This is a genomic window from Aeromonas sp. RU39B (assembly GCF_900156095.1).
GTDB lineage: Bacteria > Pseudomonadota > Gammaproteobacteria > Enterobacterales > Aeromonadaceae > Aeromonas.
The window spans coordinates 298100-324974 of record NZ_FTMJ01000003.1 but is presented as its reverse complement, the minus strand read 5'-3'; the positions used below and the strand labels follow the sequence as shown (position 1 = coordinate 324974).

Here is a 26875-nt window from a genome sequence, read left to right as displayed (position 1 = left end):
TAGCGCCCGTAGCTCAGCTGGATAGAGTACCTGGCTACGAACCAGGCGGTCAGAGGTTCGAATCCTCTCGGGCGCGCCATTTCAGTCCAAGGTGGACTTGCTGGGTAACCGGCATCGAAAGAAGGCTTACTGGTCAGTAAGCTTTTTTTTATCGCTTTAAACGACGCGCTCGTAGCTCAGCTGGATAGAGTACCTGGCTACGAACCAGGCGGTCAGAGGTTCGAATCCTCTCGAGCGCGCCATTCTAAGCGAACCTGGCTGAAAGATAACATTGACCATTGTGCGCCCGTAGCTCAGCTGGATAGAGTACCTGGCTACGAACCAGGCGGTCAGAGGTTCGAATCCTCTCGGGCGCGCCATTATTCTGAACGCTTGCCAGCCTTGGCTGATAAGCCGACAATGCAAAAAGTTTCTGCGCGCCCGTAGCTCAGCTGGATAGAGTACCTGGCTACGAACCAGGCGGTCAGAGGTTCGAATCCTCTCGGGCGCGCCATTATTCTGAACGCTTGCCAGCCTTGGCTGATAAGCTGACAATGTAAAAAGTTTCTGCGCGCCCGTAGCTCAGCTGGATAGAGTACCTGGCTACGAACCAGGCGGTCAGAGGTTCGAATCCTCTCGGGCGCGCCATTTTTCCAAGGCCCTGCAATTGCGGGGCCTTGTATTCTCAGCGGTGAGGTGGCCGAGAGGCTGAAGGCGCTCCCCTGCTAAGGGAGTATGCGGCTTATACCCGCATCGAGGGTTCGAATCCCTCCTTCACCGCCATTTCTAAAAGAGTCCACTCCGGTGGGCTCTTTTTGTTTATGGGCCCTCTTCATTCCCTCGCCACCATGTCTACCGCTCTGTACTCATCCTATGGAATGCGTTATCAAAGCTCGGTAACTACCGCCGCCCTATCCTGTATCTGATTGTTCAAAACGACGCTTGGGTATATCCATACCAATCCACGCTGGGCGATGCTTGCTGCGGCGTTCGGCTAAGTGGCAATAAAAAACGGCGCCGAAGCGCCGTTTTGTGCAATCACCAAGGTGATTAGATATCAGAAGCCTGGTTGCCCGGATTGGTCAGAACCGGCATGCCGGTGCGCTGTTCCAGCACTTGCTTGACGATGCGCGAATCGGTGTCCTTGTGGGCGATAAAGCGGGTCAGGGCCGGGGTCATCGGCAGCGGAGCAGAGGCGGTAGAGTTGAACTCATCTTCGGTGCGTGACAGCGGCTCGTGCACTTCCAGATAACGCTTGCCATCCGGCTCGACGGTGCTCTTGACCGGCTGGTTCACAAACTGAACGCGGGTACCGACCGGGACTTTCTTGAACAGGTATTCGATGTCGTCGTTACGCAGACGCACACAACCGTGGCTCACCCGCAGACCGATGCCGAAGTTGGCGTTGGTGCCGTGGATGGCATACAGGTTGCCGATATACATGGCAAACAGGCCCATCGGGTTGTCCTTACCGGCCGGGACGACGGCAGGCAGGTACTCACCACGCGCAGCATATTCAGCGTGCACCTTGGCGGTCGGGGTCCAGGTCGGGTTCGGACGCTTGCTCTGGATCTTGGTGACCCAGTTTTCCGGTGTGTCCTTGCCCAGCTGGCCGATACCGATCGGCAGTACTTCTACCACCTTCTGACCCTTGGGGTAGTAGTAGAGGCGCATTTCGGCCACGTTGATCACGATGCCTTCATGAGGTGCATCCGGCAGGATCAACTGATGAGGGATCACCAGCGTACTGCCGGGCTTGGGCAGATAGGGGTCAACGCCAGGGTTAGCCTCCATCACATTGGTCAAACCCAGTTGTACTTCAGCGGCAATCGCTTCCAGCGCCCGGCCATCATTGGGGACGACGTACTCCTGGTTTTCACCGATAAGACGGCTGCCGGCAGAAGGAAGGGAGTATTCAAGTGCCTGGGCAGAAAGGGTGGTGAGCGCAAAGCCCCCCAGCAGAGTCGCGGCAGCAAGGCGGACGATCTTCATACAGTAACCTGTTGGTTGTTGATACGGCGTGGATATCAGGCCAGCGCACGCTCCGTCACGGAGCAAAATGCATGGCCGAGGGCGGCATTTTTCCCTGTAGAGCGCAAAATTTCAACGGGTGGATCACAGAAATCCCCAAAAAACGTCGCGTCATATCCTGCCTTACTCAGCTGAGCCTCAAACAGACAATATTACGGGCATTCATCCTGCGTGCAGAAATCATTGCGGAAAATGTCTCTCTTGCTATCAGAGTGACGCTGTTGGACAAATACTGTTCATATTGGCGTGTTTAGAGGTCTGCCTGCGTGGCAGCGAGGAGTCAAGACACCGTGATGAAATCCTGGCAATCCCTGGCCCTGTTGACGGGGCTGCTTTGCAAGGTGCTGCCAGCGGCAGCAATCGAGTATGCACTGCCGACCGAGGGCAGCCGCCTGATCGGCAAAAACATTGAGTATGTGGTGCCCAATGATGGCCACTCGCTCGAGCAGATTGCAGCCCAGTTCCAGCTCGGGCTGACCAATCTGCTGGAGGCCAACCCCGGCGTTGATCCTTATCTGCCGAGGCCTGGCAGCAAATTGGTCATTCCACATCAGTTGCTGCTGCCTGACACTGTGCATGAGGGGATCATCATCAACCTAGCCGAGATGCGCCTCTACTACTACCCGAAAGGGGAGAAGAAGGTGCATGTGCTGCCCATCGGCATTGGTCAACTGGGGGCGGGTACCCCGGAGAACTGGGTGACCAAGGTAGAGCGCAAGCGTGCCAACCCGACCTGGACACCGACTGAAAACATCCGTCGTCGTTATGCGGCGCGCGGTGAAACCCTGCCTGCGGTGTGGCCGGCTGGTCCGGACAACCCGATGGGGCTGTTTGCGCTCTATATCGGTAACCTGTATGCGATTCATGGCACCAACGCCAACTTCGGCATTGGTCTGCGGGTGAGCAGCGGCTGCGTACGTCTGCGCAATGACGATATCGAATTCCTGTTTAAGAAAGTGCCGGTGGGTACTCGCGTTCAGTTTATCAACCAGCCGGTGAAGAAGAGTCTCGAGCCCGATGGCAGCCGCTATCTGGAAGTGCACCAGCCGCTGTCGCGCAGCGAAGAGGAGTATAAATCGAATGGTATCGTGCCGTTGCCGATGACCCCGGCGCTGACTCGTTTTATCGCCAGCAAAGAGACCAACTCCAAGGTGGTCAAACAAGCGCTGGAGCAGCGCACCGGTATCCCGATGCGCATCAACAACAAGGCGGCGACCGGTGAGCCGGTCAATCATGACGAACTGTTCTGATCTCACACTCAGAGACAAAAACGGCGCCTGACGGCGCCGTTTTTCATGCAGGCAGTTTATTTGCCGGCGACGTTGAGTCCGCCAAAGCGGATGGTCGGGGCATAGAAATCGCGGCCATCGTCGGCATAAACGTGCTGACCCATGGCTTCTATCTCATTGAGCAGACGGTAGAAGTTACCGGCTACGGTAATACCGCGTACCGGCTGGACTCGCTCACCGCGCTCACACAGAAAGCCTGATGCGCCAAACGAGAAGTCGCCGCTGACCGGATCGGCCCCGGAGTGAAGTCCGTCAAGCTTGATCAGCTCCAGGTAGCGACCCTCCTGCACCTCGGCATCGCTATGGGGTCCGGCCGCTAGCACCAGATGACGCGGCGCCACGTCCAGGCTCGAGCGCGGTCCGCGCGCCGCGCAGCCGTTGCTGGTGACGCCAAAGTGGCGAGCGGTCGCGCTGTTGTGCAGCAGGTTATCCAGCTGACCGGCGCCAATCAGGCGCAGGTCCGAGGTGGCCATCCCCTCGCCATCAAACGCCTTGATGCGCATACCGCCTGCCATGCTGGCGCGGCTCTCTAAGGTCAGCCAGGGGCTGGCAACGTGTTGCCCCAGCTTATCGCGCCAGGGGTTGATCCCCTGCATGGCCCATTTGCCGGAAAGAGCGGCAGAGAAGCAGCCTATCAGCTCGCTCAGGGCGTTGATGGCGAAGATGACGCTGTAGTGGCCGGTCGGCACTGCCTCGCCGGTCAAGAGTGCTGAGGCGGTCTGGTAGATGTCATCCATCAGCGGGCGGGGGCTGAGCTCTGCAAAGCTGCGGCCGCTTTGGCCGCGATAGAACATCGACTGGCGACCCTCCTGCTCAATAAGCGCCGTGGTGTAGGCGCCGACGCTGCCCTCCCGATGCTGGCAGAAGGTGCCGTGGCTGTTGGCCAGCCACAGCTCGCTGCGCCCTTCGTAATAGGCATTGTACGGGGCGCTCTTGACCCCGGGGCGTGCCAGCATCTCGCTCTCGAGCGCCAGTGACAGCGCGATCTTCTCCTCGATCGGCGTCTGGTCAGGCTGGTCAATCTCGGGATCGGCGGTGTGCAGTTGGCTGTTGCTGATAGCGATCTGCTGGTCTGGGTCGAGGCGCGCAAAGCGGCTGGCATCGAGCGCATCTTGCAGCATGGCATCGAGCGATGCGTCATCAAGCGCCTCGGAGTAGGCAATTCCCACCCGGCCATCCCGGATCAGGCGAATGCCAATCTGACGACTGCTGGTAACCTTGTACTCCGAGAGTTCGCCCTTGTCGGCCTTGAGAGAGAGCGCCTGATCGCTGCTGGCAATCAGATCGGCTTCGGCCCCGAGTGTGGCGACCTTGTCGAGCAGTCGCTCCATCATCTGTTTCATATCGCTCATCAGGCGTTTCCTCCCACCAGAATGCTGTCTACCTTGAGGGCCGGCTGACCGACCGTGGTGGGCACCGAGCCCGACACCGAGCCGCACATCCCGGCGGCCAGCGCCAGGTTGTTGCCGACCATGGAGATCTGCTGCAGCACCTGCGGACCGGTGCCGATCAGCGTGGCGGATTTGAGCGGCTTGGTGATCTTGCCCTTCTCGACCAGATAGGCTTCCTGCACGTTGAAGTTGAACTCACCGGTGCCCGGCTGCACCGAGCCGCCGCCCATCTTCTTGGCATAAATACCGTAATCCACGCTGGCAAGCATGTCGTCCAGGCTGTGCGGGCCGGCTTCGATATAGGTGTTGCGCATGCGCGAGGTGGGGGCGAATTTATAGGATTCGCGGCGCCCCGAGCCGGTGCGCGCATAACCGGTCTTGAGAGCGCCCATTCGGTCAACCAGAAATCCGGTCAGCACGCCATCCTTGATGAGCTGGGTGCGCTGGGTCGGCATCCCCTCATCGTCGATGTTGATTGAACCCCAGGCATTGACCGAGAGCCCTTCATCCACGGCGCTGACCGCCAGATTGGCAATCTGCTCGCCCATCTTGTCGTGAAAGACCGAGGCTTTCTTGGCCACCGAGGTGGTTTCCAGCAGATGGCCGCACGCTTCGTGGAAAATCACGCCGCCAAAGCCGTTATCCATGATGACGGGCAGTGTGCCGGAGGGGCAGGGGGCGGCGCCGAGTTTGATCAGCGCTTGCCGCGCGGCCGTTTGGGCCAGCGCAACCGGGTCAATCTGCTGGCTGTGTTCCCACCCCATCAGGGCGCCGGGCGCTTCATAGCCGACGCTCTGCTCGCCCTCTTTCATGGCGATGGCCTGGGCCATGATCCGGTTGTAATGGCGGCGGTCGCTGGCTTGCAACCCTTCCGAGTTAAAGATGCTGATCTCTTGCTCCCAGCCAAGCGCATTGCCGCTGAACTGGGTAATGAGCGGGCTTTCGGCGCGGGCGGTGTGATCCAGCGTCATCAGGTAGGCAATTTTGGCTTCGAGCAGGCGATCTTCATGCAGTGGTTGGCGCACTGGATGGTGATCAAGCGGCGTAGTGAAGTCGAATGCCTGGCGAGTGACCTGCGGATCGCGGCGATCTTTTCCCGCCAGCAAGGTGACGATGCGCAGCAGTTCGGCTGGCTCGCTGCTGTTGGTGTAACCGTAGAGCACCTTATGGCCATAGCAAAGACGGATGCCGATACCAAAATCGAGCCCACCGCTGATGCTCTCAACCTGGCTGGAGAGCAGGCTCACCTGGCTGCGTCGGCGCCGCTCGACAAACAGCTCGGCAAAATCGGCGCCCAGCGCCAGCGCGTGATCGAGCACATCCCCGGCAATCTTGCTATCGAGCAGATGAAATGAGGTCATGAAAAACTCCTTGTCTGATTGGCGCCGGCCAGCCAATGGCGGCGCCACCGTGCCCGTGAGAGGGGTTATCCGAAAGAGTGACAGAGGTGGCGTCCGCTGTCACGAAGGGGCCTTGGCCAATCGGGGCGATTGGGACTATCGATGCCCTCAATGGCGCCGAGCTGTGGGCGCTTACAGCAGACTCTGGATCTCGCTGAGGATCTGCTCGACCCAGCGGGCGATGCGGGTATCGGTTTGATCGTACTGATTGGCCTCATCCAGCGCCAGGCCGACAAAGTGGCGACCGTCGTCGATCAGCGCCTTGGATGCGTCAAATTCGTAGCCTTCGTTGGGCCAGTAGCCCACCAGTTTGACCGGTTTGGTTAGCAGCACGTCGTGCAGCAGGCCGAGGGCATCCTGGAACCACTCACCATAGCCGAGCTGATCGCCAAGGCCAAACAGTGCAATGATTTGGCCGTCGAGGTGGACGCCGTCGAGCTCATCCCAGTGGGACTCCCAGTCCTCCTGCAGTTCGCCGAAATCCCAGGTGGAAATGCCGAGGATCAGAATGTCGTACTCCCGCATCCGCTGCAGGGAGACATCCTTGATGTTGTGAATATCGACCAGTTCGGGGCCAATCAGATCGCGGATCTTCTCGGCCACCATTTCGGTGTAACAGGTGGTGGAGCCGTAAAACAGACCAATCTTCATCGTGGTGCCAGACTTGTGGACGGGGCCCCATATTAACAAAATGCACCGCGACCTGCAGGCTCGGTTACAATGGGGCAACTGCTGCGGAGGCGCCATGAATCACCCCCTGATCTCCTCATTTCTCGATGTGCTGTGGCTGGAGCGCGGACTGTCCGATAACACGTTGGTCTCATATCGTACCGATCTGGAAAAGTTCGCCACCTGGCTCGATACCGAGGGCAGCTCGCTGCTGCTGGCCGATCTCGACACCTTGCAGCACTATCTGGCCTGGCGTATCGACCAAGGCTTTGCTGCCACCTCCACCGCCCGTTTCTTAAGTGCCCTGCGCCGCTTTTATCAATATCTCAACCGGGAAAAGCTGCGCAGCGACGATCCCACCGTGCTGCTTGAGGGGCCAAAACTGCCCAAGCATCTGCCGGGCGATCTGTCGGAGACCGAGGTCGAAGCCCTGCTTGCGGCACCGCTGCTCGATGACCCGATTGAGCTGCGTGACAAGGCGATGCTTGAACTCTTGTACGCCACCGGGCTGCGGGTCTCCGAGCTGGTCGGTCTGTGCGCCGAGCATGTCAGCCTGCGCCAAGGGGTGGTGCGGGTGGTGGGCAAGGGGAGCAAGGAGCGGTTGGTGCCGATGGGCGAGGAGGCGATGTACTGGCTCGAGCGTTACTATCGTGAGGGGCGCGGCTTGCTGATTGCCGATGGCAGCAGCGACGTGGTGTTTCCCTCCCGTCTGGGGCGCATGATGACCCGGCAAACCTTCTGGCACCGCATCAAGCTCTATGCGATTCGCGCAGGGATTGCCGGTGAACTCTCGCCGCACACTCTGCGCCACGCCTTCGCCACCCATCTGCTCAATCACGGGGCAGACCTTCGCGTGGTGCAGATGTTGCTCGGCCACTCGGATCTCTCGACCACCCAGATTTATACCCACGTCGCCGGTGAGCGGCTCAAGCTATTGCACGGCGAACACCATCCCCGAGCCTGATGGCCAGGCCAGAATGAAAAAAACGCCAGCAGGCGTTTTTTTCATGGGCTCAGCGCGCTTATTTCGGCTGTTGGGATTTGAGCAGGTCGCGGATCTCGGTTAGCAGGCTCTGATCCAGCGTAGGGGCTGGCGGCTCGGCCGGCGCTTCGGCCTCGTTGCGCTTGAGGGTATTGATGGCCTTGAGTCCCATAAAGATGGCAAAAGAGATGATCAGAAAATCCACGATGGTCTGGATAAATTTGCCGTAGGCGATGACCACGGCGGGGGCACTGCCTTCTGCCGCCTTGAGCGTGATGGAGAGATCGCTGAAATCCACTCCGCCCAGCAGCAGGCCAATCGGCGGCATGATCACATCCCCGACGAACGAGGAGACAATCTTGCCAAATGCGGCGCCGATGATGATACCGACCGCCATGTCGATGACATTGCCGCGGGCAGCAAACGCCTTGAACTCTTGAAGCAGGCTCATGGTCCCTCCGAAAGATGTTGATAATGAGCGATCGCAGTCTCACACATGGCGGGCAGCTTGCCTAGGGAGTGAACCCATTTGGATAGCATTTCTACTGAGTGACCAGCCAATTGAATTTGCCAGAAACCGGTGGGAGTGCGATCCTGCGTTACATCGTGTTTGCCGGTGGCGTGCAGCCACTTCTTCGGCCCCTATAGAATCTGACCGTCCATGAGCCTGCTTATCCGTCGTCGTCCCCGGGTAGATGATTCCCACCTGCCTGAAACTCTCCATCCCTTGCTGCGCCAAATCCTTGCCAGTCGCGGTGTGGATGATCCCGCCCTGCTCGAGCGCTCTGCGGCGTCGCTGCTTCCTCCCCAGCAACTGTTGGGCATGGAGCAGGCCGTTGTGCTGCTCGAGACCGCCCTGCGCGCTGAGCAGCGTATCCTGATTGTCGGGGATTTCGATTGCGATGGGGCGACCAGCTCGGCGCTGTGCGTATTGGCGCTGCGCGCCATGGGGGCACGCCACGTCGATTTTCTGGTGCCCAACCGCTTTGAATATGGCTATGGCCTCACCCCCGAGATTGTCGAGTTGGCAGTGATGCGCGGCTGCGATCTGCTGATGACGGTGGATAACGGCATCTCCAGCATCGCCGGGGTCGCGGCGGCCAAGGCGGCCGGTATGCAGGTGCTGGTCACCGATCACCACTTGCCGGGCAATGAGCTGCCGCAGGCCGATGCCATCGTCAATCCCAACCAGCGTGGCTGCCCGTTTGCCTCCAAGTCGTTGGCCGGCGTCGGGGTGGCGTTTTATCTAATGGCTGCCCTCAATACCCGCCTCAAGCAGAGCGGTTGGTATCAAGAGCGCGGCGTGAAGACACCCAATGTCGCCGATTACCTCGATCTGGTGGCGCTCGGCACGGTGGCGGACGTGGTGGCGCTTGACGGTAACAACCGGATTCTGGTGCATCAGGGCTTGCAGCGTATTCGCGCCGGCCGCTGCCGACCGGGTATTCAGGCGCTGATTGACGTGTCACGCCGTGATGCGCGTCGCCTGACCGCCGCTGACCTCGGCTTTGCCCTCGGTCCACGTCTTAACGCGGTGGGACGGCTCGATGACATGTCGCTCGGCGTGGCGTGTCTGCTCAGCGATGACATGGCGCTGGCGCGCCAGCTGGCGGTCGAGATGGACAGCCTCAATCAGGAGCGCAAAGAGATCGAGCTGGGCATGCAGCAAGAGGCGCTGGCGACGCTCGAGCAGCTGCGGTTTCGTGAAGGGGAAGTGCCTTGTGGCATCGTGCTGCACCGGGCCGACTGGCACCAGGGCGTGGTCGGGCTGGTAGCCTCCAAAGTCAAGGAGAAGTACTACCGGCCGGTGATCGCCTTTGCCGAGAGCAGCGCAACAGAATTTAAAGGCTCGGGGCGCTCCATCCCCGGTGTGCACCTGCGTGATGCCCTTGAGCTGCTCGATACCCGTTATCCCGGCATCATCACCAAATTTGGCGGTCACGCCATGGCCGCCGGCTTGTCGCTGCCCAAGGATCGTATCGATGCGTTTCGCAGCGCGTTTGAAGCGGTGATCGCCGAGCTGGTGACCCCCGAGTTACTGACCGGAGAGCTGCTCACCGACGGCACGCTGATTGATGATGAGCTGAGCCTCGAGATGGCCGAACTGATCCGCGCCGCCGGCCCTTGGGGGCAAGCCTTCCCCGAGCCGCTGTTTGACGGTGAGTTCACGTTGGTGCAGCAGCGCCTGGTGGGTGAAAAGCACCTCAAGCTGGTGCTCAGCACCGATTCCGGTCTGGCGCTCGATGCCATCGCCTTTGGCGTGGATCTGCGCCGCTGGCCGGATGCCACGGTCAAGCGGGTGCGGCTGGTCTATCGCCTTGATATCAACGAATGGCGCGGCAATCGCTCGGTTCAGCTGCTGGTGGAGCACCTCGAAGCCTTGTAATACTCTGATAAACAAGCAATAAAAAGCCCGGCGAGTTGCCGGGCTGCTTATTTGAGGCATCCGTTACAGGATAAAGGTCGCCACTTCCTTGTTGAGCTCGTTAGCACGGCTCTTGAGGTTGCGGGCCTGATCCAGATCGCGCATTGCGGCGGCAGTGATCTCGTCGGTCACATCCTTGATGGCGGTGGTGTTTTGGGTGATCTCACCAGTCACCTGGGTCTGCTCTTCGGCGGCGGTAGCAATCTGGCCCGCCATGTCGGAGATAACTGCGATGGCCTGAGTGATCTCTTCCAGCGCCTTGGCAGCCGCATCGGCATCCTGCACGCTGTTACCTGCCAACTGCTGGCTGGTCTGCATCAGGCTGACTGCACGGTTGGTGGTCTGCTGCAGGGTCTCGATGGTGGAGTGGATCTCCTGAGTGGAGTCCTGGGTACGCTTGGAGAGCACCCGCACCTCATCAGCGACCACGGCAAAGCCACGACCCTGCTCACCAGCACGCGCCGCTTCAATGGCTGCGTTCAGTGCCAACAGGTTGGTCTGCTCGGCGATGCCCTGAATGGTCGAGAGAATGCCGGAGATGGACTGGGCATGACGGCTCAGTTCACCGATGACCGACGTGGCTTGCTCTACCTCTTCTGCCAGACCATTGATGGACTTGCGGGTCTGGTGTACCAGCTGCTTACCCTGTTCACTGCTCTGGGCCGATTGCTGGGCGGCAGCGGCAGTGCTCTCGGCGTTGTTGGCGATCTCCTGGGTGGCACTGGCCATTTCGGTGACGGCAGTGGCGACCATGGTCACCTCCTGCTGCTGACGCTGCAGTTCGCTGACCGCCTCCTGGTTGGTCACCAGGCTGCGCTCGGCATCATCATCGAGCTCGTGCGCCATACGTCGGATATGGGTGATGAGCTGATGCTGGCTGCCGACGAAACGGTTGAAACTGTCGGCCAGTTGACCCACTTCGTCACGGGTGTCGATCTTGATGCGTTGGGTCAGATCGCCGTTACCATCGGCAATCCTGGCCAATGCCCGGGATACCTTGGTGAGCGGACCAAGTAGCATGCCAACCAACGCAGAGATGGCGACGATGCTGACCACCAGTACCACCAGTGCGATGGAGAGCTGGGTCCACAGCAGGGAGGAGATGGGTGCCTCCAGCGTCTGTTTGTCCAGCACCAGTGCCAGCTGCCAGTCGGTGCCCGGCACATCGGAGGCCCACATCAGCTTGTCACGCCCTTCACCTTCAAAGAAGACCGGCATCAGGTTGTGGCTGAGCTTGGCTTGTCCAATCACGGCGTTGGTCAGATCGTTGTCGATCTCGGTGGCCGGTTTCATGGCCTTGGCGGCGTCCTTGTAGGCGATAACGGTGCCATCTTTGTGCATCAGCACGGCAAAGCCATCCGCCGGCAGGGCCATCTTGTTGACGTCTTCCACCAGAGAGGCGATCGACAGGTCACCACCCACTACACCGCCAGCCACCGGCTGGGCCACGGTCACCACCAAAATGTTGTAGGCGACGTCGAGGTAGGGTTGGGTGACGATCACTGCGCCCTTGTTTTTTGCTTCCTGATACCAGCCGCGAGAGCGGGGATCGTAACCGCTACGGTTGATGGTGGGATCGGAGTCGTGCATCTGGCCGGTGGCTTCACCGTAGTAGGTCAGCTGGAAACGGCCGGAGACTTGTGCTTGTTGCAGTGCATCCAGCGGGGTGGCAGAGGCTTTGGCAGCCAGCGCCTTGATCACGTCCTGACGGGCAGAGAGCCATTCGCTGATGCGACCAGCCTGCTGCGTTCCCAGGCGCTCTGCCTGCTCGTGAGCCCCTTGCAACAGGATCTCTTTCTGTCCTGTATAGCTTCTCCAGGATAATAGAGCAATGACCAGCGATAGAGCCAGGGCCACTGATAATAGAATTTTCTGCTTGAGTGACAGGTTATTCATATAGGGTTCTTCTTATGATCTTGTCATTAACAGGGTCTTTCGACCACAAAGTCAGCCTTGTGTCCTGCATATAGCGGACATTCAGAGAAAAACTGAATAGTACGCCCTATAAAGACGGCGACATTATCTACGGAGCCGCTCGACAATCACAGAAAAATTGTGTGGCCTTGACCTGTGTGCCTGCTGTCAGGCCTGTTTATTCCTTCCACAATTCGCTAGAATACTTCGCTTTCTGTGCACATCGATTCCGAGAGTTGCTAACGATGTTTGAAGTCAATCCCGTACTGAACAAGCTTAAGGAGCTGTCCGAGCGGACCGAGCTTCTTAGGGGGTATCTTTGACTACGACGCCAAAAAAGAGCGTCTGGAAGAAGTCAATGCCGAACTGGAACAGCCTGATGTCTGGAATGAGCCCGAGCGGGCCCAGGCACTGGGTAAAGAGCGTGTCAGCCTGGAAAACGTGGTAGGGACCATTGATACCCTGACCCGTGGCGCTGATGACGTGGCCATGCTGGTCGATCTCGCCGTCGAAGGCGAAGATGAAGAGACCTTCAACGAAGCTGTCGCCGAAGCCGACGAGCTCGAAGCCAAGCTGGCCGAACTGGAATTTCGCCGCATGTTCTCCGGCCCCAACGATGCGTCTGACTGCTATCTGGACATCCAGTCCGGCTCTGGTGGTACCGAAGCGCAAGACTGGGCCAACATGGTGCTGCGCATGTACCTGCGCTGGGGTGATGCCCACGGCTTTAAACCGGAGCTGATTGAATGCTCCGAAGGGGAAGTGGCCGGTATCAAGTCTGCCACCATCAAGTTCACCGGCGAATACGGCTACGGCTGGCTGCGTACCGAAACGGGTGTGCATCGTTTGGTGCGTAAGTCCCCGTTCGACTCCGGTGGCCGTCGCCACACCTCGTTCTGCTCGGTGTTCGTCTATCCGGAAGTGGATGACGATATCGATATCGAGATCAACCCGGCCGATCTGCGTATCGACGTGTACCGCGCCTCTGGTGCCGGTGGTCAGCACGTAAACCGTACCGAGTCTGCGGTTCGTATCACCCACTTGCCTACCAATATCGTGGTACAGTGCCAGAACGACCGCTCGCAGCACAAAAACAAAGATCAGTGCATGAAGCAGCTCAAGGCCAAGCTCTATGAGTACGAGCTGCAGAAGCAGAATGCCGAGAAGCAGGCGCTGGAAGACTCCAAGTCCGATATCGGCTGGGGTAGCCAGATCCGCTCCTACGTGCTGGATGATGCCCGTATCAAGGATCTGCGTACCGGCGTAGAAACCCGTAATACCCAGTCTGTGCTGGACGGGGATCTGGACAAGTTCATCGAAGCCAGCCTGAAATCAGGCCTGTAAAACGAAGCAATCAGGAATCACCATGTCTGAACAAACCATGACTCCGGAAGTCGAGCTCGGCCAGGAACTCAACAACGAGATGGCAGAGCGTCGCTCCAAGCTTGCTGCGCTGCGTGCGCAGGGCAACCCCTTCCCCAACGACTTCCGTCGTGACAGCCTTTCCGGCGAACTGCACGCCGAGCTCGGCGCTAAATCTGAGGAAGAACTGGCTGCTCTGGGTAAACGGGTGAAAATTGCCGGTCGGATCATGACGCGTCGTATCATGGGTAAAGCGGCATTTGCCACCCTGCAGGACATGGCTGGCAAGATCCAGGTCTACGTGACCCGTGATGACCTGCCGGAAGGCTTCTACAACGAACAGTTCAAGAAGTGGGACTTAGGTGACATCGTCGGTGTCGAAGGTACCGTGTTCAAGACCAAGACCGGTGAGCTCTCGGTACACGTCTCCACCATCCGCCTGCTGACCAAGGCGCTGCGTCCGCTGCCGGAAAAGCACAAGGGTCTGACCGATCAGGAAGCCCGCTGCCGTCAACGTTACCTTGACCTCATTGCCAACGAAGAGTCGCGCAAGACCTTCATGGTGCGTACCAAGGTGGTTCAAGGTATCCGTAACTTCCTGAACGCCAAGCAGTTCATGGAAGTGGAAACCCCGATGATGCAAGTCATCCCGGGTGGCGCGTCGGCTCGTCCGTTCGTGACTCACCACAATGCGCTGGACATCGACATGTACCTGCGTATCGCGCCTGAGCTCTACCTCAAGCGTCTGGTGGTGGGTGGCTTCGAGCGCGTGTATGAGATCAACCGTAACTTCCGTAACGAAGGTATTTCGGTTCGCCATAACCCCGAGTTCACCATGCTCGAGTTCTATATGGCCTACGCCGACTACATCGACCTGATGGATCTGACCGAAGAGATGCTGCGCACGCTGGCGCAAGACATCCTTGGCGACACCAAGATCCGTTACGCCAAAGAGGGTGAAGAGGGTCTGGAGATCGACTTCGGTCAGCCGTTCCAACGCCTCTCTATGGTTGATTCGATCCTGAAGTTCAACCCGGATGTGACCCGTGATGACCTCTCCACACTGGAGAAGGCCACCGCCGTTGCCAAGCGTCTGCACATCGAACTGATGAAGAGCTGGGAGCTGGGTCATGTGATCACCGCGATCTTCGAAGAGACCGTGGAGCACATGCTGCTGCAACCGACCTTTATCACCGAGTACCCGGCCGCTGTTTCTCCGCTCGCCCGTCGTAACGACGAGAACCCGGAAGTGACCGATCGCTTCGAGTTCTTCATCGGTGGCCGCGAACTGGCCAACGGCTTCTCCGAGCTGAACGATGCCGAAGACCAAGCCGAGCGTTTCCGTGCCCAGGTGGCCCAGAAGGAAGCCGGTGACGACGAAGCCATGTTCTATGACGCTGACTTCGTGACGGCACTGGAACACGGCCTGCCGCCGACTGCCGGTCAGGGTATCGGTATTGACCGTCTGGTGATGCTGTTCACCAACAGCCACACCATTCGCGACGTGATCCTGTTCCCGGCCCTGCGCCCGCAAAAGTAAGCCACTGTTTTCCTGCCCGGCAGGATGACAACATGAGCCCCGGCCTCTGGTCGGGGCTTTTTTTCATCCGGATGACTTGATTTGCCGACCCCGATGCTGGTTACACTCAAAAAAACGGTAGCGGGAGGTTTGTATGGAGTACCCACTGACCACTGGACAGGTCGCCGTCCCTTGGGCCCCAGCCCGCCAGCTGCGCGAGCTGGTCATCTCTTCACTGCATCATGACCTGTGGAGCAGCTCGCTCACGGTAACGCTGGGGCGCTCACGCAGCATCGATATGCCACCGCTGGAGCAAGGGCGGGTCTATTTTCACGGGGTTCTGCTGTGTCGGACGCTGGCCGAGCAAGACATTGGCGAGGTCCATGATGCGGCGCAAGAGCCGATTCAGATCATCACCCCCTCCCGTCTGCTCGCCTGGTGGCACCAGGAGTCGCGGGGTAAACACCTCGACGAAGCGATTCGCCATTACCGCATCATAGCGGGAGGACAGTGGGTGGATTTGCTGACGGCGCGCGAGCCCGAGCTGCATCTGCTGCCCGTGGCGGGCTAGTTAATCGACGTAGAAGGTGTGCATAAACTGCAGTTCGTGGGCGACGCCCTGATCGAGCAAGGCCACCTTGATGCGCCAGGTGTCCTCGTTGCGATAGGGGATCTCGGCTAGGTAATAGATGGCCGGCCCCTCTTTGATCTCCCGAAATGCGAGCTCGCGCCGGGTGCCGGTCAGGTTGGTCGCCTCGGCGTTCAGAGCCACGCTCTGGGCGACGCCCTTAGCATCGAGTACGGTAAGGGTGATGATGCCGTTGTAGCGGCTGCGCTCAATCTGATACTGACGGGTGATGGACGGTGACAGAAAGCTGGAGGGGATGGCGCTGTAGTGCACCTGCCAGCGTCCCACCTGCTGCGTCTGTGCCGAAGGCTCAGCGGCGATACTCTGCCATGCAGTCAGAGCCATCAGCAGTGATAACAACAGCTGCAGAGGGCGACTCATCCGTGCATATCCGCGAGTAGCGCCGTGATTTCATCGGGTAGCTGTTTAGGCGCCAGAACGCTGAGCGTTTTGTGACGGCCCAACTCGCCGCGGATCACCGTAACCTGCCCCTTCGCCACTTTGAACTGCTTGGCCAGATATTTGATGAGATGGGCATTAGCCTGCCCATCCACCGGCGGCGCCGTGATCGCGACTTTGAGCTCGTCACCGTGCAGGCCGACGATCTGGTCGCGGCTGGCTTTGGGTTGGATGAGCAGTTGCAGGATCAGCTCATCCCCCTGCCAGGTCACGGCTGGCATCAGATCAGAAACCAGAGCTGGCCAAACAGGTCGCCAAGCAGGTAGTTGAGCGCCTGCAGGGCGATAAAGGCAACCAGCACCGAGAGATCCAGACCACCCAGCGGCGGCAGAATGCGGCGGATCGGGTGCAGGAACGGCTCGGTCAGCTGATGCATGACGTATTCAATCGGGTTACGGCCCTGGCTGACCCAGCTCAGAATGGCGCGGATCAGCAGTACCCAGAACACCATGGCGCCAGCCTTTTTCAGCACGGTGAGCAGAGCAAACAGCGACATGGTCATCCAGTCGGTCTGCAGGATGTTCATGCTTTTGAGCAGTGCCAACTTGCCCAGTGCCACCAACAGGGCCAGCAGAATGCCGGCAAAGTCGATGCCGCCAAACCCCGGAATGATACGGCGCAGCGGCACCAGCACCGGGCTGGTGAGCTTGACCACCATCTGGCTCAGCGGATTGTAGAAATCGGCCCGGGCCCACTGCAGCCAGACACGCAGCAGCACGACCATCAGGTAGAGATCAAAAACAGTGTTGATGAGGAAATAGGCGGTATTCATCAAGGCTCCTTAAAAAAGTGATTCCATCTCGCCGGCACGGCGAACAGCAGCCTGCATGGCGTGGGCGGTCAGCTCCATCAGCCCCTGCTCCTGGAAGGTACGGATGGCTTCGGCGGTGGTACCGCCCTTGCTGGTCACCTGCTCACGCAGCTGGCTGAGGGCGAGATCGGGATTGCGCTCGACCATGGCGGCGGCGCCAAGCGCGGTCTGCTGTACCAGCTGACGTGCCTGCTCAGGGCTAAAGCCCATCCGCTCGGCCTCTTCACAGATGGCCTGCATAAACAGGAAGAAATAGGCCGGCGCACTGCCTGCGGCGGCAATCACACCGTTGATGCCGCTCTCATCTGCCACCCACAGGGTCTGGCCGACGGCTTGCAGCATCTTTTCAGTAAAGGTGCGATCGGCGGCATCGAGATGCGCCGGTGCATAGAGGCCGGTCATCCCCAGCCCCAGCAGAGCCGGCGTGTTGGGCATGCAGCGCACGATGCGCTGGTGGCCGCCCGCCATCTGCGCGAGACGCTCAACCTTAATGCCCGCTGCAATGGAGACCAGTAATTTGCCCTCGAGCGAACCCAGTTGTGCCAGCAGGTCGGTTAGCATCTGGGCCATCAGTTGCGGCTTGACGGCCAGCACAATCACCTCGGCCTGACGGGCTGCCTCGGCGTTGTCCTGTGTGATGCGGATACCACACTCTTGAGCCAGTGCATCCAGCTTGGGCCGGCTCGGGTTGGCGGCCGTGATGTGGGTTGCCGGATAACCGGAACGCACCAGCCCCATGATGATGCTGCGGCTCATGTTGCCGGCACCGATAAAGGCGATCTGTCTGTGTTGCATACGCATCCTGCTTATGAGTAATCACGGGCACCGAAAATGGCGGTACCGACCCGCACCATGGTACTGCCATGGTGGATGGCCGGTTCCAGATCCTCGGTCATGCCCATCGAAAGGGTGTCAATCTGGGGGTAGTCTGCCTTGAGGCGGGTGAACAGTTGCTGCATGCGCGCCATCTGCTCTCCGAGCCGCGTCAGGTCGTCGGTGTGCTCCGGAATCGCCATCAGGCCACGCAGACAGAGGCGATCACAGGCGGCCACCTCGGCGGCCAGTTCGAAAATCGCCGCTTCCGTCATTCCGGATTTACTGCTCTCTCCGCTAATATTGATTTGCAGACAGACATTTAGCGCTGGCATGTCGGCCGGGCGCTGCTGTTGCAGACGTTCAACCAGCTTGCTGCGATCGACGCTTTGTACCCAGTCAAAGCGCTCGGCAACCAGCCGGCTCTTGTTCGATTGCAGCGGACCGATAAAGTGCCACTCGATGGCATCGAAGCGGGAGTCTTGGCGCAGTGCATCGATCTTGGCGGCCGCTTCCTGAGCATAGGATTCACCAAAACGGCGCTGACCGTGCTCAAATGCTTCTACAATGGCGTCCAGTGGCTTGGTTTTACTAACCGCCAGCAGTGCAATCTCACCGCTGGGGCGACCTGCGTCGCTGGCTGCACGACTAATGCGCGCCTCGACTTGCTTAAGGTGCTCGGCAATCTGGCTCATGGTGTATTTCTTGACCGCTGATGGGGGAATGACAAATCTATGGATATCACAGAGTTATTGGCCTTTAGTGTAAAGCATAAAGCGTCGGATCTACACCTCTCTGCCGGGGTGCCCCCGATGATTCGGGTCGATGGCGAGATGCGCAAGATCAACCTGCCGGCGCTCGAGCATCGCGAGGTCCATGCCCTGGTCTATGACATCATGAATGACCAACAGCGCTCTGAGCTCGAAGAGAACTACGAGGTGGATTTCTCGTTCGAAATTCCCGGCATGGCCCGCTTTCGGGTCAACGCGTTTCAGCAGTCCCGGGGGGCCGGCGCCGTGTTTCGGACTATCCCCAGTACCGTGCTGAGCCTTGATGATATTCAGGCGCCGGAGATTTTCCGCAAGATTGCCGAATATCCGCGTGGTCTGGTGCTGGTGACCGGCCCGACCGGTTCGGGTAAATCAACCACGCTGGCGGCGATGATCGATTACATCAACGATCAGTTTCAGCACCACATCCTGACTATCGAAGACCCCATCGAATTTGTGCATCAAAACAAGCGCTGTCTGGTCAACCAGCGTGAAGTGCATCGCGATACCAAGAGCTTTAGTAACGCCTTGCGCTCGGCTCTGCGTGAAGACCCCGACATTATCCTGGTGGGGGAACTGCGCGACCTTGAGACCATTCGTCTGGCGCTGACCGCGGCTGAAACCGGCCATCTGGTGTTTGGCACCCTGCACACCTCGTCGGCGGCCAAGACGATAGACCGGATCATCGACGTGTTCCCGGGCGCCGAGAAGGACATGGTGCGCTCCATGTTGTCAGAGTCGCTGCGAGCGGTTATCTCGCAAACGCTGCTCAAGCGTATTGGGGGAGGGCGGGTGGCTGCTCACGAGATCATGATCGGTATTCCGGCGGTGCGAAATCTGATTCGTGAAGACAAGGTGGCCCAGCTCTATTCGGTGATCCAGACCGGGATGGTGCATGGCATGCAGACCATGGATCAGGCGCTCAAGCAGTTGGTCGGGCGCGGCGATGTCTCCCAGCAGGATGCCAGAGCCAAGGCGGTGGATCCGAACAGTGTCTGATCTGGGCGGCCGCTCAGTGTGGCTGCCAGCTGGCAGAGAACATGTTAACCTGCGGTAAACAGGCCGTTGTGTGAGGAGCCCTATGCTGATTGTTGTCTCTCCGGCAAAAACGCTGGATTACGAATCTCCCCTGCAGACCCGAACCTTTACTCAACCCGAGCTGCTGGATCACTCCCAAGTGCTGATTGAGCGGGCTCGTCAGCTGGCGCCGTCCGAGATCGGCTCCTTGATGAAGATCAGCGATAAGCTGGCGGGCCTTAATGCGGCTCGTTATGCCCAGTGGCAACCTGACTTCACGCTCGATAGCGCTCGTCAGGCGATGCTGGCCTTCAAGGGCGATGTTTACACCGGGTTGGCGGTCGAGAGCTTTAGCGAGGCCGACTTGGCTCACAGCCAGCAGCATCTGCGTATTCTCTCCGGGTTGTATGGGGTGCTGCGACCGCTCGATCTGATGATGCCCTATAGGCTGGAGATGGGGATCCGGCTTGATAATCCACGTGGCCGCGATCTCTACGCCTTCTGGGGCGATATCATCACCGATAAGCTCAATCAGGCACTGGCTGAACAGGGGGACGAGGTGCTGATCAACCTTGCCTCCGAGGAGTATTTCAAATCGGTGCGACCGGCCGGGCTCAAGGGGCGGGTGGTCACGCCGGTATTCAAGGATGGCAAGAACGGTCAGTACAAAATCATCAGTTTTTACGCCAAGAAGGCGCGCGGCATGATGGCGCGCTGGATCTTGCAAGAGCGACTGACCCGGGTCGAACAACTCGCTGAGTTCTCCAGCGAGGGGTACTACTTTGTTCCGCAAGAGTCCACGGCTGATAGCCTGATATTCAAGCGGGAAGAAAAAAATTGAATTAATGGGGAACTCATTCGCCGGATCCTTGGTCTGAGTATATGAATCCTCTGTTGTAAGCACTTTCTTGAGGGCCGATGTCAGGACGACGTCGGCTTTTTTTTGTCTTTTTTTCACCCTTTCTTCCTGCGTCCTAGCATGCTGCCGGTTGTTCCTCGTGCCATTATTGGGCATGCTGGGCGCCCCGATCACAGGCAGGATGGTGATGAGCATGAATCTGCGAGATCTTGAATATCTGGTCGCGCTGGAAGAGGAGAAACACTTTCGCAAAGCAGCCGAACGCTGTTTTGTCAGTCAGCCGACCCTGAGCGGTCAGATCCAGAAGCTGGAAAATGAGCTGGGGGTGATCCTGATTGAACGCACCTCACGCAAGGTGCTGTTTACGCCAGCTGGTGAGGCGATGGCGGCCCAGGCGCGGCGGGTGCTGCGTGAAGTACGCGAGCTCAAGGTGATAGCCCAGAACTTTGCCGAGCCCATGTCCGGCGAGATCCACATCGGTTTGATCCCAACCGTTGGTCCTTACCTGCTGCCTCATATCATTCAGGATCTGCGGCAACATTTCCCCCGCCTCGACTTCTTTCTTTATGAAGAGCAGACCCATCAGCTGCTCAAGCGGCTCGACGACGGCGAGCTCGATTGCCTGATCCTGGCCGAAACCGAAGGTATGGAAGGCTTTGGCGCTATCCCGCTCTACCAGGAGTCGATGTGGTTGGCCGTGCCGCAAAACAGTTCGCTGGCGACCCATGGGAAGGTGCCGTTTGATGCGCTCGAAGGGCAGCGTCTGTTGATGCTCTCGGACGGCCACTGCTTGCGCGATCAGGCGCTCGGTTTCTGCTTTGCGGCGGGTGTCGGTGAGGATGAACGCTTTAAGGGCACCAGTCTTGAGACGCTGCGCAACATGGTGGCAGCCGGTAACGGCATGACACTGATCCCGCAGCTGGCGGTGCCGGGGCGCGAAGAGGGGGGCGTCAGCTATCGTCCTGTCATCAATCCGGTACCGAGCCGGACCATCTCACTGCTCTATCGTCACTACTCGGTGCGACGCCCCTGTTTTAATGAGCTGGCGGCGCGCATTGCCATGCTGATCAAAACAAAAATGGCGGGATAATCCCGCCATTTTTTCCACATCGTCGTTATCAGAACAGATCGTCAGTCGAGATATTCTCGCCGCCGCCTGAGAAGGGGTCGCTGGGGGTTGCCGCCGGTTCGCCATAGCGGGTCGGCTCGGTGCCCTGCTTGAAGAACTCGCTATAACCACCACCACGACTGAGTAGCCCGGTCTCCTGATCCACCTGTACCGAGATGATGTCAGCCGGTTTGGCCATCTCCTGCTCGGGCACATCCTTGAGCGCCACTTTCATGAATTCGCTCCAGATCGGCAGGGCGGTGTTGCCACCAAAGGCACCGGCGCCCAGCGAGCGCTGGTGATTATCAAAGCCGATCCAGGCAGTGGCCACCAGATTGGGGGTAAAGCCCGAGAACCACAGGTCGCGCGCCTCGTTGGTGGTACCAGTCTTACCGGCGATATCGTGGCGGCGCAGATCGGTGCCTGCACGTCCAGCGGTTCCGTGCCAGCCGTTACCACCCCAGATGGCACTCTTAAGTGTATCGGCGATCAGGAAGGCACTCTCCGGCGAGACGGCGGCCGGTGCGCAGCTGGCGCCGTCGGCTGGCGGAGTGCAGGGACCTGTCGCCATGCTGTCGAGCGGTTGAGTGGCATCGGCGCCACTGACCTGTTGCGGGTTGCCACCCAGGGCCAGTAGAGCCGCGTCGCAGCTTGGGCAGGTGACGCTGGGTTTAGCTTCAAACAGCACAGTTCCGTTGTTGTCGGTGACCTTGTCGATGAAGTAGGGCGTCACTAAATGACCGCCGTTGGCAAAAGCGGCATAGCCACGCACCACTTCCATCGGGGTGAATTCGGCGGCGCCCAGAGCCAGCGGCTCGTAGGGGGCAATCTGATCACGCGGGAAACCAAAGCGTGACAGGCTATCGACAAAGGTGCTGATGCCGATGGCGCGCAGCAGGCGCACCGACATGACGTTCTTCGATTTGGCCAGCCCTTGGCGCAGCGGCAGCGGGCCTTCATAGATAGCCGGTGAGTTCTTCGGCTGCCAGGCCTTGCCGGACGAGGCATCCCACTGGTTGATCGGGGCATCGTTAATCAGCGAGGCCAGGGTGTAGCCATGCTCCAGGCCGGTGGCATAGAGGAACGGCTTGATATTGGAGCCGATCTGGCGGCGCGCCTGTTCAACCCGGTTGAACTTGGAGAGCTCGAAGCTAAAACCACCCACCAGTCCTTCAACCGCCCCGTTGTGCGGGTTGAGGGCAACCAGCGCGGCGTTGGCATCAGGGATCTGGCCAAGCACCAGACGTTCACCCTCTTCGCGAACCCAGATCTGGGCACCGACTTTGAGTGCCTCACGTGCACTGCGCAGGGCCGGCCCCATGCGGGAGTCACTGATAAAGGCGCGAGCCCACTTGATGGCGTTCCAGTCCAGTTCACCCTGGCGGCCATCTTTGAGCAGCACTTCGGCACTGCGATCGTCGAGCGCCGTGACGACGGCCGGGATCAGTGGGTTGTAGGAGGGCTGCTTGGCGAGATAGTTGAGCAACTGCTCTGTGCCCCAAGGCGCTTCCCCATGTTGCCACAGCTGTTTTTCCGGACCGCGATAGCCGTGACGCATATCGTAGTCGAGCAGCCCCTTGAGCAGCCCATCACGGGCGGCCTTCTGGTTCTTGGCGGTGACCGTGGTGGTGATATTAAGACCCATGGTGTAGGCCTCTTCACCAAACTGATCGACCATCTTCTGGCGCACCATCTCACCGAGATAGGGTGCGTAGAGGGTCATTTCGGCGCCGTGAAAGCGGGCAACCACCGGTTTTTTGGAGAATTCGTCGTACTGGGATTGGGTAATTTTGCCCGTGTCGAGCATCCGGCCAAGCACCACGTTACGGCGATCAAACGACCGCTCGGGGGAGCGGATCGGGTTAAGCAGGGACGGCGCCTTGGGCAGCCCGGCGATGATGGCAATTTCATCAAGGCTTAGCTGATCGACGGTCTTGCCGAAGTAAACCTGAGCCGCAGCCCCAACACCATAGGCGCGGTAGCCAAGCGGGATCTTGTTCAGATAGAGCTCGAGGATCTCATCTTTCGATAGATTCTGCTCGATACGCCAAGCCAAAAAGACCTCTTTGACCTTACGGATGATGGTCTTCTCGTTGGTCAGGAAGAAGTTACGCGCCACCTGTTGGGTGATGGTACTGGCACCCTGACTGGCATGACCTGAGGCGGCAACCGCAATGGCAGCTCGCAAAATACCGATGGGGTCGATCCCCGGGTGCTCATAGAAACGGGCATCTTCGGTGGAGAGCACCGCATCGATCATCGGCTGGGGAATCTCGCTGAGTTTTAGCGGGATGCGACGAACTTCGCCGTATTGGGCCATCAGTTCGCCATCGCGGCTATAAACCCGCATCGGGGTGGCGAGTTGCACATCCTTCAGGGAGCTGACATCAGGCAGCTGGGGTTTGATGTAGAAGTAGATACCGAGCAGCCCGGCAGCACCGAGTGCTACACAAAGCAACCCGGCGAACATCAGGCGCATAAGCCATTTCAGCATGGGGAGATTACCGGTCGTATTAAATTTGGCCAACGGGGGCAGAGTATAGCTTTTTTAAAGGGGGGAAATCGACGCTTTTCCCCTGCATGGTCCAGATGGTATCGGGATGCTTTTGTGATATCAGCCCCCTTTGTGATGGCTCATTACCCCGCTGCCTGTCTAATCCGCGATTCCTGTCTTAGACTGAAAAATCAATAGATAAGGATATCAACAGTCATGCTGGGACTCTTTCGTGAGAGGGCCTTGCTTGGACTGGTCGGGGTCGATTTCGGGACGCACACCCTCAAGGCAGTAACCCTGGCGGGGCGAGCAGGCAAATTTGCCATCGAGAGCGCGGTGGAAGTAGCAACCCCCAAAGGGGCGCTGGTCGAGCATCAGTTGCAAGACATCGAGCGGGTCGGTGGTGCACTCAAGTCGCTGCGCAGTTTGCTGCGCCACTCTGGTTCGCTGGCGGCCACCGCTGTCAGTGGCTCGCACGTTTTTAGCCGGGTTTTGCAGCTCGAGCGCGAGCTTGACGGGAGCGATCTGGGCACCCGGGTTCAGCTTGAGGCCGAGCAGCTTATCCCGTTTCCTCTCGATGAGGTGAGCATTGACTATGAGGTGCTGGGTCCGAGTCCCAACGATCCGGCGCGCCATGAAGTGCTGCTCAGCGCCGCACGCACCGAGAGTATCAATGGCCGGGTGATGGCATTGGCCGAAGCTGGTTGGCAAACCCGTGTCGTCGATGTGGCGACTCATGCACTGGGGCGCGCCGTGCTGGCCTGCTACCCGGAGTTGGCGGCAGAAGGCAAGGTGGTCGCACTGCTGGATGTGGGGGCGACCACGCTCAGCTTTGCCGCCATGGTGCGCGGCGAGGTGATCTACTCCCGCCTGCAAAACTTTGGTGGCGACAACTATACCCAGTCGATTGCAACTTTTTATAACTTGCCCCTCGACGAGGCCGAGCAGGCCAAGCTGCGCTACAACCTGCCGGATCACCACGAGCAGGATGTTACCGGCCCCCACGTCAACGCCTTGCTGCAACATATCCGCCGCAATAGTCAGCTGTTTTGCAGCGCCTCGAGTTTTCGCGAGTTGGGCACGCTGGTGCTCTGTGGTGGTGGCAGCCTGATGCCGGAACTACCCGCCATGCTCACGGCTGAACTGGGCATTGAGGTGCTGCATCCCGACCCGTTTGCCCTGTTTGCCGGTGAGTCGCTGCCATTGGCCGGTCAGGGGCCCCGATTCATGACCGCCTTCGGGTTGGCCCTACGGAGCTTTATCCCATGTCCGCGATAAACCTGCTGCCCTGGCGCCAGCAGGTGGCTGCCAGACAAAAACGGGAATTTGCTCTGCTAATGGCCGGTTGCCTGCTGCTGACATCAGGCGCCGTGCTGGCCGGCAACATGCTGGTGAATGAGTTAATTGCCCGTCAGCAAGTCCGTAACCAGCGCCTGCAGCAGGAGATCCAGACTCTGGATGGACAGCTTGCCGACATTGCCCGCATTCGCGAAGCCAAGACGGCGCTGCTGGCGCGGATGAACCTGATCGATGAGCTGCAGCGGCGGCGCAATCTGCCTGTGCGTATTTTCAGCGAGCTGCCACATCTGGTGCCGAACGGTGTCTATCTTGGCCAATTACAGCTACAAGGGGCGCGCACGGACATCACCGGCAAGACCGAGGCCTACGGCCGGGTGGCGGACATGCTGCGGCAAATCGATGGCACCGGCTGGCTCGGGCAATCGCGCATCAGCACCATCTTTGCCAGCGACCGGGCGCCGGTGGCGCTCAGCCAATTTTCCGTTCAATTCCAAGTTCTTGGGCAGCTAAAGAGCGGAGGTCATCATGAACCTGCAGCAGCTCAATGAACTCGATTTTAGCGAAGTGGGCAGCTGGCCAAGGTCAGCCAAGGTGCTGTTGCTCCTGGTGTTGTGTCTGCTGCTTGCAGGCGGTCTCTACTATCTGCTGGTGGCTGATTCACTGGGGCAATTGAGTAAAGCCGAGGCTCAGGAGCGTGAGCTGCGCGCCCAGCTTGAGGGGAAGGCGCGGCTGGCGGCAAGTCTCCCGGCTTATCGGGCGCAGATGAATGAGTTGGCTAGGCGAGTTGACACCCAGCTACGGCAACTGCCTAACACCAGCGAGGTGGCAGGGCTGCTCGATGACATCAGCTTTATCGCCGCCAACAGCGGGCTGGCGCTGCACCGCATCAACTGGGAGCCTGAGGTGGAGCATGAGTTTTCAACCGAACTGCCCATGCGTATCGAGGTTGCGGGCAGTTATCACCAACTGGGGCAGTTCACCGCGGCGCTGGCTGCCCTGCCGCGCATTGTCATTCTCGAGAATTTCACGCTGGCGGTGGGCAAAGAGAGTGAGCAGCTCACCATGAACATGCTGGCCAAGACCTATCGCTACAACGGTCAGGATGCCAAGAAAAAACGTCCGGAGAAGAAGCCATGAGACGCACATGGCTGCTCTGCCTGCTGCTGACCGGCTGTCAGCAGAGTGACGATCTTGACCGCTATCTGGCAGAGGTCAGGGCCAGACCTGCTGCCCCCATCGAACCCTTGCCGGTCGCCACCTCGTTCGAGCCGCTGCCCTATACCGCACAGCGCGAACGCAGCCCGTTTATTGAACCCAAACCGGAGCAGCGTAGCAGTGAGCAAGGCAAGCCGGAATGTCAGCAGCGCGCGGCGGATGGCCCCAGACAACCGCTGGAGCAGTACGCCCTGGAGAACTTGGTGATGACGGGATCGCTGGCCCGCAGCGGGGAGCTATGGGCTCTGATTGGTACGCCCGACGGCCGGGTGGTCAAGGTCGGGAAGGGGCAGAAACTGGGGCTGCATCATGGGGTGATCACGGCGATTACAGCAAATTCAGTGGCGCTGGAAGAGACGGTCCCTGATGGCAAGGGATGCTGGGTATCGCGACAGACACAGCTGGTCATGACGACCGGCGATAAACAATCTTGAGGCTGGG

General features: G+C 59.2%; 25 protein-coding genes and 6 tRNA genes. 19 read left to right on the top strand and 12 right to left on the bottom strand.

Features of this window, described 5'->3' with window-relative positions; translation table 11 throughout:
- The first annotated feature begins 2 nt into the window (after positions 1-2).
- From BW958_RS06860 to BW958_RS06835, 6 genes are all read left to right on the top strand, one after another.
- Positions 3-79: transfer RNA gene (locus BW958_RS06860), tRNA-Arg, on the top strand.
- 86 nt (positions 80-165) lie between these two features.
- Positions 166-242 (top strand) — tRNA-Arg (locus BW958_RS06855).
- A gap of 40 nt (positions 243-282) precedes the next feature.
- Positions 283-359 (top strand) — tRNA-Arg (locus tag BW958_RS06850).
- 57 nt (positions 360-416) lie between these two features.
- Positions 417-493: transfer RNA gene (locus tag BW958_RS06845), tRNA-Arg, on the top strand.
- A 57-nt stretch (positions 494-550) separates the two neighbouring features.
- Positions 551-627 (top strand) — tRNA-Arg (locus tag BW958_RS06840).
- A 42-nt stretch (positions 628-669) separates the two neighbouring features.
- Positions 670-762: transfer RNA gene (locus tag BW958_RS06835), tRNA-Ser, on the top strand.
- Between the two features lie 267 nt (positions 763-1029).
- Here BW958_RS06835 and BW958_RS06830 read toward each other — a convergent pair.
- Entirely contained in the window at positions 1030-1971 is a 942-nt protein-coding gene (locus tag BW958_RS06830; RefSeq protein WP_076574983.1) for a L,D-transpeptidase family protein, read from the bottom strand.
- Positions 1972-2303: 332 nt separating this feature from the next.
- Here BW958_RS06830 and BW958_RS06820 point away from each other — a divergent pair, with 332 nt between their 5' ends.
- On the top strand, positions 2304-3260 hold the full coding sequence (locus BW958_RS06820; protein ID WP_076574981.1) for a L,D-transpeptidase family protein: 957 nt from the start codon (positions 2304-2306) through the stop codon (positions 3258-3260).
- 56 nt (positions 3261-3316) lie between these two features.
- Here the strand turns inward: BW958_RS06820 and BW958_RS06815 are convergent, their stop codons facing one another.
- The 3 genes from BW958_RS06815 to fldB form a co-directional block, all read right to left on the bottom strand.
- Positions 3317-4651: a TldD/PmbA family protein gene (locus BW958_RS06815; protein WP_076574980.1), complete on the bottom strand. Its 1335-nt coding sequence runs from the start codon at positions 4649-4651 to the stop codon at positions 3317-3319.
- Positions 4651-6051, bottom strand: a complete 1401-nt coding sequence (locus BW958_RS06810) for a TldD/PmbA family protein (protein WP_083687258.1) — start codon at positions 6049-6051, stop codon at positions 4651-4653. Before BW958_RS06810 ends, BW958_RS06815 begins: the two co-directional genes overlap by 1 nt.
- Positions 6052-6222: 171 nt before the next feature.
- Entirely contained in the window at positions 6223-6741 is a 519-nt protein-coding gene (fldB, locus tag BW958_RS06805; protein WP_076574979.1) for a flavodoxin FldB, read from the bottom strand.
- Between the two features lie 94 nt (positions 6742-6835).
- On the opposite strand from fldB, the gene xerD reads away from it, so the two are divergent.
- Positions 6836-7723 (top strand): site-specific tyrosine recombinase XerD, encoded by an 888-nt coding sequence (xerD, locus tag BW958_RS06800; protein WP_076574978.1) that lies wholly within the window; start codon positions 6836-6838, stop codon positions 7721-7723.
- A gap of 58 nt (positions 7724-7781) precedes the next feature.
- Here the strand turns inward: xerD and mscL are convergent, their stop codons facing one another.
- A complete protein-coding gene (gene mscL, locus BW958_RS06795; protein ID WP_076574977.1) occupies positions 7782-8192 on the bottom strand; it encodes a large-conductance mechanosensitive channel protein MscL in 411 nt (136 codons plus the stop codon).
- A 210-nt stretch (positions 8193-8402) separates the two neighbouring features.
- Here mscL and recJ point away from each other — a divergent pair, with 210 nt between their 5' ends.
- The gene (recJ, locus tag BW958_RS06790; protein ID WP_076574976.1) at positions 8403-10127 is read left to right on the top strand and encodes a single-stranded-DNA-specific exonuclease RecJ; all 1725 of its coding nucleotides are present in this window, start codon (positions 8403-8405) and stop codon (positions 10125-10127) included.
- A 63-nt stretch (positions 10128-10190) separates the two neighbouring features.
- Here recJ and BW958_RS06785 read toward each other — a convergent pair whose 3' ends face one another.
- On the bottom strand, positions 10191-12062 hold the full coding sequence (locus BW958_RS06785) for a methyl-accepting chemotaxis protein (protein WP_076574975.1): 1872 nt from the start codon (positions 12060-12062) through the stop codon (positions 10191-10193).
- A gap of 263 nt (positions 12063-12325) precedes the next feature.
- Between BW958_RS06785 and prfB the strand changes: the two genes are divergently transcribed.
- The 3 genes from prfB (at position 12326) to BW958_RS06770 (ending at position 15532) form a co-directional block, all read left to right on the top strand.
- Positions 12326-13424, top strand: a protein-coding gene (prfB, locus tag BW958_RS06780; protein ID WP_143233034.1) for a peptide chain release factor 2 whose coding sequence is annotated in 2 segments (ribosomal slippage) — positions 12326-12400 and positions 12402-13424 — 1098 coding nt in all. Because the reading frame shifts where the segments join, the coding sequence is not laid out codon by codon here.
- A 22-nt stretch (positions 13425-13446) separates the two neighbouring features.
- On the top strand, positions 13447-14982 hold the full coding sequence (gene lysS / locus BW958_RS06775; RefSeq protein ID WP_076574974.1) for a lysine--tRNA ligase: 1536 nt from the start codon (positions 13447-13449) through the stop codon (positions 14980-14982).
- A 133-nt stretch (positions 14983-15115) separates the two neighbouring features.
- A complete protein-coding gene (locus BW958_RS06770) occupies positions 15116-15532 on the top strand; it encodes a hypothetical protein (RefSeq protein WP_076574973.1) in 417 nt (138 codons plus the stop codon).
- On the opposite strand, the gene BW958_RS06765 is transcribed toward BW958_RS06770, so the two are convergent.
- Genes BW958_RS06765 through BW958_RS06745 form a run of 5 tightly spaced genes read right to left on the bottom strand, consistent with a single transcriptional unit; the run spans position 15533 to position 18367 of the window.
- On the bottom strand, positions 15533-15970 hold the full coding sequence (locus BW958_RS06765) for a DUF4426 domain-containing protein (RefSeq protein WP_076574972.1): 438 nt from the start codon (positions 15968-15970) through the stop codon (positions 15533-15535).
- Positions 15967-16269 (bottom strand): DUF167 family protein YggU, encoded by a 303-nt coding sequence (gene yggU, locus BW958_RS06760; protein WP_076574971.1) that lies wholly within the window; start codon positions 16267-16269, stop codon positions 15967-15969. The genes BW958_RS06765 and yggU overlap by 4 nt, the downstream gene beginning before the upstream one ends.
- Positions 16269-16820 carry a YggT family protein gene (locus tag BW958_RS06755; protein WP_076574970.1) on the bottom strand — a complete coding sequence of 184 codons (552 nt, stop codon included), beginning with the start codon at positions 16818-16820 and terminating at the stop codon, positions 16269-16271. The genes yggU and BW958_RS06755 overlap by 1 nt, the downstream gene beginning before the upstream one ends.
- A gap of 9 nt (positions 16821-16829) precedes the next feature.
- Positions 16830-17654 (bottom strand): pyrroline-5-carboxylate reductase, encoded by an 825-nt coding sequence (proC, locus tag BW958_RS06750; RefSeq protein ID WP_076574969.1) that lies wholly within the window; start codon positions 17652-17654, stop codon positions 16830-16832.
- An 11-nt stretch (positions 17655-17665) separates the two neighbouring features.
- Complete coding sequence (locus BW958_RS06745; RefSeq protein ID WP_076574968.1) at positions 17666-18367, bottom strand: YggS family pyridoxal phosphate-dependent enzyme; 702 nt, start codon at positions 18365-18367, stop codon at positions 17666-17668.
- A gap of 39 nt (positions 18368-18406) precedes the next feature.
- On the opposite strand from BW958_RS06745, the gene tapT reads away from it, so the two are divergent.
- The 3 genes from tapT to oxyR all read left to right on the top strand — a co-directional run bounded on the left by tapT (position 18407) and on the right by oxyR (position 21408).
- Positions 18407-19441: a type IVa pilus ATPase TapT gene (gene tapT / locus BW958_RS06740; protein ID WP_076574967.1), complete on the top strand. Its 1035-nt coding sequence runs from the start codon at positions 18407-18409 to the stop codon at positions 19439-19441.
- 82 nt (positions 19442-19523) lie between these two features.
- Complete coding sequence (gene yaaA, locus BW958_RS06735) at positions 19524-20300, top strand: peroxide stress protein YaaA (RefSeq protein ID WP_076574966.1); 777 nt, start codon at positions 19524-19526, stop codon at positions 20298-20300.
- Positions 20301-20511: 211 nt separating this feature from the next.
- Positions 20512-21408, top strand: coding sequence for a DNA-binding transcriptional regulator OxyR (gene oxyR, locus BW958_RS06730; RefSeq protein ID WP_076575093.1), 897 nt, complete (start codon positions 20512-20514; stop codon positions 21406-21408).
- 28 nt (positions 21409-21436) lie between these two features.
- On the opposite strand, the gene BW958_RS06725 is transcribed toward oxyR, so the two are convergent.
- Entirely contained in the window at positions 21437-23920 is a 2484-nt protein-coding gene (locus BW958_RS06725; protein ID WP_076574965.1) for a penicillin-binding protein 1A, read from the bottom strand.
- Between the two features lie 216 nt (positions 23921-24136).
- Here BW958_RS06725 and pilM point away from each other — a divergent pair, with 216 nt between their 5' ends.
- Genes pilM through BW958_RS06705 form a run of 4 tightly spaced genes read left to right on the top strand, consistent with a single transcriptional unit; the run spans position 24137 to position 26868 of the window.
- Positions 24137-25198 carry a type IV pilus assembly protein PilM gene (pilM, locus tag BW958_RS06720; RefSeq protein ID WP_076574964.1) on the top strand — a complete coding sequence of 354 codons (1062 nt, stop codon included), beginning with the start codon at positions 24137-24139 and terminating at the stop codon, positions 25196-25198.
- Entirely contained in the window at positions 25186-25767 is a 582-nt protein-coding gene (locus BW958_RS06715) for a PilN domain-containing protein (RefSeq protein WP_076574963.1), read from the top strand. The genes pilM and BW958_RS06715 overlap by 13 nt, the downstream gene beginning before the upstream one ends.
- Entirely contained in the window at positions 25745-26356 is a 612-nt protein-coding gene (locus BW958_RS06710; protein WP_076574962.1) for a type IV pilus inner membrane component PilO, read from the top strand. The genes BW958_RS06715 and BW958_RS06710 overlap by 23 nt, the downstream gene beginning before the upstream one ends.
- Positions 26353-26868: a pilus assembly protein PilP gene (locus BW958_RS06705; protein WP_076574961.1), complete on the top strand. Its 516-nt coding sequence runs from the start codon at positions 26353-26355 to the stop codon at positions 26866-26868. Before BW958_RS06710 ends, BW958_RS06705 begins: the two co-directional genes overlap by 4 nt.
- The last annotated feature ends 7 nt before the right edge of the window (positions 26869-26875 follow it).

Bases quoted from the DNA above. Each gene is read 5' to 3' on its own strand.
- pilM (WP_076574964.1), top strand. From the start codon at position 24,137: ATGCTGGGACTCTTTCGTGAGAGGGCCTTGCTTGGACTGGTCGGGGTC.
- proC (WP_076574969.1), bottom strand. From the start codon at position 17,654: ATGCAACACAGACAGATCGCCTTTATCGGTGCCGGCAACATGAGCCGC.
- BW958_RS06745 (WP_076574968.1), bottom strand. From the start codon at position 18,367: ATGAGCCAGATTGCCGAGCACCTTAAGCAAGTCGAGGCGCGCATTAGT.
- BW958_RS06815 (WP_076574980.1), bottom strand. From the start codon at position 4,651: ATGAGCGATATGAAACAGATGATGGAGCGACTGCTCGACAAGGTCGCC.
- lysS (WP_076574974.1), top strand. From the start codon at position 13,447: ATGTCTGAACAAACCATGACTCCGGAAGTCGAGCTCGGCCAGGAACTC.
- yaaA (WP_076574966.1), top strand. From the start codon at position 19,524: ATGCTGATTGTTGTCTCTCCGGCAAAAACGCTGGATTACGAATCTCCC.
- oxyR (WP_076575093.1), top strand. From the start codon at position 20,512: ATGAATCTGCGAGATCTTGAATATCTGGTCGCGCTGGAAGAGGAGAAA.
- BW958_RS06710 (WP_076574962.1), top strand. From the start codon at position 25,745: ATGAACCTGCAGCAGCTCAATGAACTCGATTTTAGCGAAGTGGGCAGC.
- BW958_RS06755 (WP_076574970.1), bottom strand. From the start codon at position 16,820: ATGAATACCGCCTATTTCCTCATCAACACTGTTTTTGATCTCTACCTG.
- BW958_RS06810 (WP_083687258.1), bottom strand. From the start codon at position 6,051: ATGACCTCATTTCATCTGCTCGATAGCAAGATTGCCGGGGATGTGCTC.
- BW958_RS06820 (WP_076574981.1), top strand. From the start codon at position 2,304: ATGAAATCCTGGCAATCCCTGGCCCTGTTGACGGGGCTGCTTTGCAAG.
- BW958_RS06785 (WP_076574975.1), bottom strand. From the start codon at position 12,062: ATGAATAACCTGTCACTCAAGCAGAAAATTCTATTATCAGTGGCCCTG.
- BW958_RS06765 (WP_076574972.1), bottom strand. From the start codon at position 15,970: ATGAGTCGCCCTCTGCAGCTGTTGTTATCACTGCTGATGGCTCTGACT.
- BW958_RS06770 (WP_076574973.1), top strand. From the start codon at position 15,116: ATGGAGTACCCACTGACCACTGGACAGGTCGCCGTCCCTTGGGCCCCA.
- recJ (WP_076574976.1), top strand. From the start codon at position 8,403: ATGAGCCTGCTTATCCGTCGTCGTCCCCGGGTAGATGATTCCCACCTG.
- BW958_RS06705 (WP_076574961.1), top strand. From the start codon at position 26,353: ATGAGACGCACATGGCTGCTCTGCCTGCTGCTGACCGGCTGTCAGCAG.
- BW958_RS06830 (WP_076574983.1), bottom strand. From the start codon at position 1,971: ATGAAGATCGTCCGCCTTGCTGCCGCGACTCTGCTGGGGGGCTTTGCG.
- mscL (WP_076574977.1), bottom strand. From the start codon at position 8,192: ATGAGCCTGCTTCAAGAGTTCAAGGCGTTTGCTGCCCGCGGCAATGTC.
- fldB (WP_076574979.1), bottom strand. From the start codon at position 6,741: ATGAAGATTGGTCTGTTTTACGGCTCCACCACCTGTTACACCGAAATG.
- tapT (WP_076574967.1), top strand. From the start codon at position 18,407: ATGGATATCACAGAGTTATTGGCCTTTAGTGTAAAGCATAAAGCGTCG.
- BW958_RS06715 (WP_076574963.1), top strand. From the start codon at position 25,186: ATGTCCGCGATAAACCTGCTGCCCTGGCGCCAGCAGGTGGCTGCCAGA.
- yggU (WP_076574971.1), bottom strand. From the start codon at position 16,269: ATGCCAGCCGTGACCTGGCAGGGGGATGAGCTGATCCTGCAACTGCTC.
- BW958_RS06725 (WP_076574965.1), bottom strand. From the start codon at position 23,920: ATGCTGAAATGGCTTATGCGCCTGATGTTCGCCGGGTTGCTTTGTGTA.
- xerD (WP_076574978.1), top strand. From the start codon at position 6,836: ATGAATCACCCCCTGATCTCCTCATTTCTCGATGTGCTGTGGCTGGAG.